This window comes from Pseudomonas sp. S37, from assembly GCF_016658545.1.
Taxonomy (GTDB): Bacteria; Pseudomonadota; Gammaproteobacteria; order Pseudomonadales; family Pseudomonadaceae; genus Aquipseudomonas.
Window position 1 is genome coordinate 22069 of record NZ_JACVZC010000085.1, and the last position, 6244, is coordinate 28312.

5 protein-coding genes are annotated in these 6244 nt (G+C 63.8%); 2 read left to right on the forward strand and 3 right to left on the reverse strand.

Going from position 1 to position 6244, the window contains the following annotated elements:
• Window positions 1-97 precede the first annotated feature (97 nt).
• On the forward strand, window positions 98-1456 hold the full coding sequence (locus tag IAE39_RS21125; protein ID WP_201206165.1) for a TolC family outer membrane protein: 1359 nt from the start codon (window positions 98-100) through the stop codon (window positions 1454-1456).
• Between the two features lie 144 nt (window positions 1457-1600).
• Here IAE39_RS21125 and IAE39_RS21130 read toward each other — a convergent pair whose 3' ends face one another.
• From IAE39_RS21130 to IAE39_RS21140, 3 genes are all read right to left on the reverse strand, one after another.
• A complete protein-coding gene (locus IAE39_RS21130) occupies window positions 1601-2200 on the reverse strand; it encodes a tRNA-uridine aminocarboxypropyltransferase (protein ID WP_201206167.1) in 600 nt (199 codons plus the stop codon).
• 174 nt (window positions 2201-2374) lie between these two features.
• Window positions 2375-3940, reverse strand: coding sequence for a methyl-accepting chemotaxis protein (locus tag IAE39_RS21135; protein ID WP_201206168.1), 1566 nt, complete (start codon window positions 3938-3940; stop codon window positions 2375-2377).
• A gap of 136 nt (window positions 3941-4076) precedes the next feature.
• Entirely contained in the window at window positions 4077-4970 is an 894-nt protein-coding gene (locus IAE39_RS21140; protein ID WP_201206170.1) for a LysR family transcriptional regulator, read from the reverse strand.
• Window positions 4971-5195: 225 nt separating this feature from the next.
• Between IAE39_RS21140 and speB the strand changes: the two genes are divergently transcribed.
• A complete protein-coding gene (speB, locus tag IAE39_RS21145; RefSeq protein WP_041166556.1) occupies window positions 5196-6146 on the forward strand; it encodes an agmatinase in 951 nt (316 codons plus the stop codon).
• Window positions 6147-6244 lie beyond the last annotated feature (98 nt).

The window sequence follows — 6244 nt, forward strand, 5'->3', positions numbered from 1 at the left end:
TAGCTGTGGGGTTAAAAACCTGCAACACTATACGCGATAAATTATCGTCATTTTTTTGGCGAGCAGCAGGATAAATCCAGGATCAGGGAGATGTACCATGCGCGTTTTGAACCCCATCACCAGTGCATTACTGTTGGCCCTGGCGAGTGCCAACGTACAGGCGATGTCGATCACCGAGGCCGTCCAAAGCGCCGTGGACTACCACCCACAGGTCAGCTCCAACCGTAACAGCAAGTTGTCGGCCGATGAAGATGTGAAGTTCGCGCGTGGTGGCTACTACCCTTCCGTAGACCTGGTTGCCGGCTACGGCCGTCAGCGCTCGGACAATGCCACTACCCGTGCCGAGGGTAACCACAACAAGGAAACCCTGAACTACACCCAGTCCGAGCTGCGCCTGCGGCAGATGATCTTCGACGGCTTCAACACCTCGAATGAAGTGGGCCGCACCGAAGCCGTCTCCACCTCCCGCGCCTACTACACCCAGGCAGTTGCCCAGGATGTCGGCCTGCGTGCGGTCGAGGTGTACCTGGAAGTGCTCAAGCGCCGCGAGCTGGTGACCCTGGCCAAGAACAACCTGCAAGCCCACCTGCGGGTCAATGACCAGATCGGCCTGCGCAACGAGCGTGGCGTCGGCAGCACCGCTGACCTTGACCAGTCCCGCGCCCGCCGCGCCCTGGCAGAAAACAACCTGGACACCGCCGAAGTCGACCTGGCCGATGCCGAGGCCAACTTCTTCAGCGTGATCGGCCGCATGCCGGACGAGCTGGAAAGCCCGCAGACCATCAAGGGTGAAGTACCCACCACCCTCGACGAAGCGCGTAACGGCATGCGCCAGAACAACCCGTACATCAAGTCGGCCCAGGCTGACGTGAACGCTGCCGAGCAGCAGTATGAAGTGGGCAAGTCGACCTTCTACCCACGCTTCGACGCCATTCTGGCCACCGGTGCCAACAACAACACCGGCGGTGAGAAAGGCCACAACAACAACGACTGGCAAGCCGGCGTCGAGATGAACTACAACCTGTTCCGCGGCGGCAGCGACAAGGCCCGCCTGCAGTCCGACGCGCACAAGATCAACCAGGCCCTGGACATCCGCAACAACGCACTGCGCGAGCTGACCGAGAACCTGAGCCTGGCGTGGAACGCCATGAACAACGCCAGCAAGCAGCTGCCGACCGCGCGTGAATACGCCGAGACCACCAAGCGTGTGCGCGCGGCCTACCAGGACCAGTTCGGCCTGGGTCAACGCACCCTGCTGGACGTGCTGGACAGTGAGAACGAGCTGTATAACGCCGACCGCCGCTACACCGAAGTGCGTTACACCGAAGAGTTCTCGCGCTACCGCGTGCTGGCAACCATGGGCGAGTTGCTGACCAAGCAGCGTATTTCACTGCCACCAGAGGCGCTGGCGACTACCGAGGTACGTACCGAGGCACGTCTGCCCGAGATGCGTTGATCGGGCTTGAGATTGCCGGGGCCGCTTTGCGGCCCATCGCGACACAAGGCCGCTCCTACAGGAGATCGCGTATGCCAATGGCTGGTGCGATCATCTGTAGGAGCGGCCTTGTGTCGCGATGGGCTGCGAAGCAGCCCCCTGCCCTCACTCGGTGCCATGGTTACGCTGGAACGTCTCCTCGCCCATGGCCCTGATCTGCCCCTCGATCAACGCCTCGAACGGTGCCAACAGCGCATCGAAGCAGGCCGGTTGCTCCAGTGCATTCAGCGCCCCCACCACGGCCTCGATGGTCGACAGTGCCCCCGCCTCGGGCGCCTTGCGCAAGCGATAGCGCGAAGCGGCCACCTGCCCCAGCGTCACCCGTGGCAAGGCCTCCAGCAGTGGATTCAGGTACAGCAGCTTGCGCGCTTTGCGCCAGGTGCCGTCGGGCACGATCAACAGCAACGGTTTGTCGCTCACGCCGCCATAGGCGCTCAGCACCTGGGCGTCATCGCCGGGGAACAGCAGCACTGGCCGGTAGCCGGGTGTAGCAAGTAACTGCTCCAGGTCATCGAATACCTCGCCTATCCGCAGCGCTGCGTTGTTCAGGCCAAGGGCCGCCAGGCGCGCGGTGTTCAGCGCGTGGGCGGTTTCACTGGGGTGCTGCAGCAGGATCACCCGGGTGCGGCTGTCGAGCGCGGGGATCAGTGGGCAGAGGCAATGGTCGAGCGGGCGCTGGCAACGCTCGCAGCGGGGTCTGGGCATGGGGGTCTCCTTGGCGGGGACAATTTTGCCACAGAACATGGGCCCGCTTTGCAAGCGTGTCGCTGACCTTGTAGGAGCGGGTTTACCCGCGAATGCGGCGGTATCATCACCATCGCATTCGCGGGTAAACCCGCTCCTACAGGGCGATTGGGCCGCAAGGCGGCCCCGGCGCTTTCAGCGGTTGAACCGCTCTGCCAGGCTATGCAGGTACTCGGCCATGCGCTCCAGGTCTTGGCTGATCTCTGCGCCTTGCCGAGCCTGCCCGGCACTCTGGTCGCACAGCTGGGCAATCCGCACAATCTGCTGGTTGATGTCCTCGGCCACATGGCTCTGCTGTTCCGACGCCGTGGCCATCTGCTGGCTCATGCCGGTAATGCGGCTGACCGCCAGGGCAATTCCGTTCAACGCGGCCTGCACCGCTTCGACACTGTGCACGCTGTCGCGGGAGATCTGCTCACCACGGCTGGCAGTGCTTACCGCCCGCTCCGCCCCGGCGCGCAACGAGGCGATGATCTGGTGTATCTCCTGGGTCGAGGTACGGGTGCGCTGGGCCAACGAGCGCACCTCATCGGCCACCACTGCAAACCCGCGCCCCTGCTCACCGGCACGCGCCGCTTCAATGGCCGCGTTGAGCGCCAGCAGGTTGGTCTGCTCGGCAATCGAGGTAATCACATCGACCACGCTGCCGATCGACTGGGTCTGCTCGGCCAGGGCATTCACCGCCTGGCCAATGTCATTGACCGCATCACTCATGCTGCCCATGGCTTTCAGGCTCTGCAGCGCCAGCTCGCTGCCCTGCTGCGCCAGCTGGTCGGCATCACCCGCCGCATGCGCCGTGCTCTGCACGTTGTGGGTGACCTCCTGGATGGTGGCCGCCATTTGCGCAATGGCTGTGGCCGACTGGTCGGTCTCGCTGCGCTGGCGGTCGAGCATCTGCGCCTGGGCATCGGACAGGTCGGAGGATTGCGCGGCCCGCGATTTCACCCCGACCCCGGCGTCCACCAGGCGCGTCAACGCCGTTTGCAGGCGGGCTTCCTCACTGATGATGGCGAGGTCCAGCTGGCCCTGCAGGCCAGGGTTGTCGCTGTAGGTCAACGCCACCAAGGGGCTGGTGAAGGCCTTGGGGTGCTCGGCCAGCGTGCGGCGAATGGCCTGGTTCTGCCGGTGTTCGACCAGGTACCAGGCCAGCAGCAGGCTGGCCATCAGCACGCCGAGCGCGGCATACGGCGGCAGCCACAGGTAGCCTGCCGCCGACACCAGACCCGACCCGATCAGTGGCCAGCCGTGGCCCAGGCCATGCCCCAGCCTGGCCACCCACGACACCGGCGTGCGGCCATCGCGCAAGCGGCCGTACAAGGCCTCGGCGCGGCGGATCTGCTCGCGGGTGGGCACCGAACGTACCGACTCGTAGCCACTGATGCGGCCCTGCTCGTAGATCGCGGTGACGTAGGCACTGACCCAGTAGTAATCACCGTTCTTCGCCCGGTTCTTGACCACCCCCATCCACGGTTTGCCCTGCTTGATGGTTTCCCACATATGGCCGAATACCGCGGGCGGCATGTCCGGATGACGCACGAGGTTGTGCGGTTGGCCAACCAGCTCGTCGTAGGTGAACCCGCTGATCGCCACAAAGGCATCGTTGCAGTAGGTGATGCGGCTGTTGAGGTCGGTGGTGGAAATCAGCCGTTGTTCGCTGGAGAAGGTTCTTTCGTGCTCAGTGACGGGCAAATTCATGCGCATCTTGGGCGATCCTTGCAGGATGAAATAAGGGAAAATCATCAGCGCAAGTTGATATGTAGCAGAGCGCTATCAGGTTAGCGGTCAGCTTTTGCCGGAATTTAACACCGCCCGACGGAATGCATGAATATGACGCAGCTCAACCGACGTTGAGCTGGCTTTTGAGCAGGTCGCGGAAGGTCTGGATCAACGGTTCGCGGCTACGCCCGCGGCGAATGATCAACGAGAACGGCGCCTGGTAACCGAAGGTCGACGGCGACAGCACCCGCAAGTCGCCTTTGTCGACCCAGGCCTGGGCGTAGTGTTCGGGCAAGTAGCCGATATACGCGCCCGAGAGAATCAGGATCAGCTGCGCCTCCATGCTCTCTACCGTTGCCGCGCTGTGCTTGAAGCCATGCCGGGCCAGTTCGGCCTGGCTCCAGTAGCCACGCCCGACCATGCGCTGCTGGGTCACCACCTGCTCGGGGATACGCCGGTCGTTGTACAGCGGGTGGCGGCTGCTGCAGTACAGCCAGTGCTGTTCGCGGTACAACGGTTGGTACAGCAGGCCGCTCATGCGCGAGGAGAACGCACCGATGGCCAGGTCCAGGCGGTTGTCCTGCACACCCAGTTGCAGCTCGTACGGGCTGGACACCGACAGGTGCAGGTGCACGGCCGGGTGCTCCTGGCTGTAGGCACCGATGGCTTCGGCCAGCGGCAGCGCGCGGTCGCCAACCGTGGAGTCGATCACCCCCAGGTTGAGGGTGCCGCGCAGCTCGCCCTTGAGGGCCGCGGCATACTGCTCGAAACCGTCCAGTTCGGCCAGCAGGCGCAGGGTTTCCTGGTGGAACAGCTCGCCCTTGCTGGTCAGGCTGAAACCGCCCCGGCCACGGTGGCACAGCACGATACCCAAGGCGCCCTCCAGCTGGCTCATGTAGGTGCTGATGGCCGAGGTCGACAGGTTCAGCTCGCGCTGGGCATTGGCAAAGCCCTGGTGGCGGACCACGCTGATGAAGATGCGCAGCAGTTTCAGGTCGGGCAATGTCGAGGCCATGGTGCAACGGTTCCACTGGTGTATGTGCGCGCAGTCTAACCGCTGCGCCGGGCTTTAGTTCAGAAATTCCTGAACTAAGTATTTGTCGGTAGCGATTCTTCCCGGGCACTACCTTGCGCAGACTTGGCCGAAATGTCCCTGCCCGCTGGCAAAACCACAGTTGAAAAGCGCGCAGCGGCACAGGTTCGAACAAACAGAACAATCGACCGACTGATGAGGCCCACCGTGGACAAGACTCTCCACCAACCACTGGGCGGCAACGAAATGCCGCGTTTCGGCGGCATCGCCACCATGCTCCGTCTCCCCCACCTGCAAAGCGCCAAAGGCCTGGATGCCGCCTTTATCGGCGTGCCGCTGGACATCGGCACCTCGCTGCGCTCCGGCACCCGTTTCGGCCCACGGCAGATTCGTGCGGAATCGGTGATGATCCGCCCTTACAACATGGCCACCGGTGCTGCACCGTTCGACTCGCTGTCGGTCGCCGACATCGGTGACGTGGCGATCAACACCTTCAACCTGCTGGACGCCGTGCGCATCATCGAAGAAGCGTATGACGAAATCGTCGAGCACAACGTCATCCCCATGACCCTGGGTGGCGACCACACCATCACCCTGCCGATCCTGCGTGCACTGCACAAGAAGCACGGCAAGATCGGCCTGGTGCACATCGACGCCCACGCCGACGTCAACGACCACATGTTCGGCGAGAAGATCGCCCACGGCACCACCTTCCGCCGCGCCGTGGAAGAAGGCCTGCTCGACTGCGACCGCGTGGTGCAGATTGGCTTGCGCGCCCAGGGCTACACCGCCGACGACTTCAACTGGAGCCGTCGCCAGGGCTTCCGTGTGGTGCAGGCCGAAGAGTGCTGGCACAAGTCGCTGGAACCCTTGATGGCCGAAGTGCGGGAAAAGGTCGGTGGCGGCCCTGTTTACCTGTCGTTCGACATCGACGGCATCGACCCGGCCTGGGCGCCAGGCACCGGCACCCCGGAAATTGGCGGCTTGACCACCATCCAGGCAATGGAGATCATTCGCGGTTGCCACGGCCTGGACCTGATCGGCTGTGACCTTGTCGAAGTCTCCCCGCCTTACGACACCACCGGCAACACTTCGCTGCTCGGTGCCAACCTGCTGTTCGAGATGCTTTGCGTGCTGCCAGGTGTGGTCCGCCGCTAAACGGCATTCGGTTGCATTCGGTTGTAGGAGCGGGGGGGGGGGGGGGGGGGGGGGGGGGGGGGGGGCCCCGCCGGGGGGGGGGGGGGGGGGGGAGAGGC

Excerpts from the sequence above, each read along its gene's own strand:
- IAE39_RS21125 (WP_201206165.1), top strand. The coding sequence starts at position 98 with ATGCGCGTTTTGAACCCCATCACCAGTGCATTACTGTTGGCCCTGGCG.
- IAE39_RS21130 (WP_201206167.1), bottom strand. The coding sequence starts at position 2,200 with ATGCCCAGACCCCGCTGCGAGCGTTGCCAGCGCCCGCTCGACCATTGC.
- IAE39_RS21135 (WP_201206168.1), bottom strand. The coding sequence starts at position 3,940 with ATGCGCATGAATTTGCCCGTCACTGAGCACGAAAGAACCTTCTCCAGC.
- IAE39_RS21140 (WP_201206170.1), bottom strand. The coding sequence starts at position 4,970 with ATGGCCTCGACATTGCCCGACCTGAAACTGCTGCGCATCTTCATCAGC.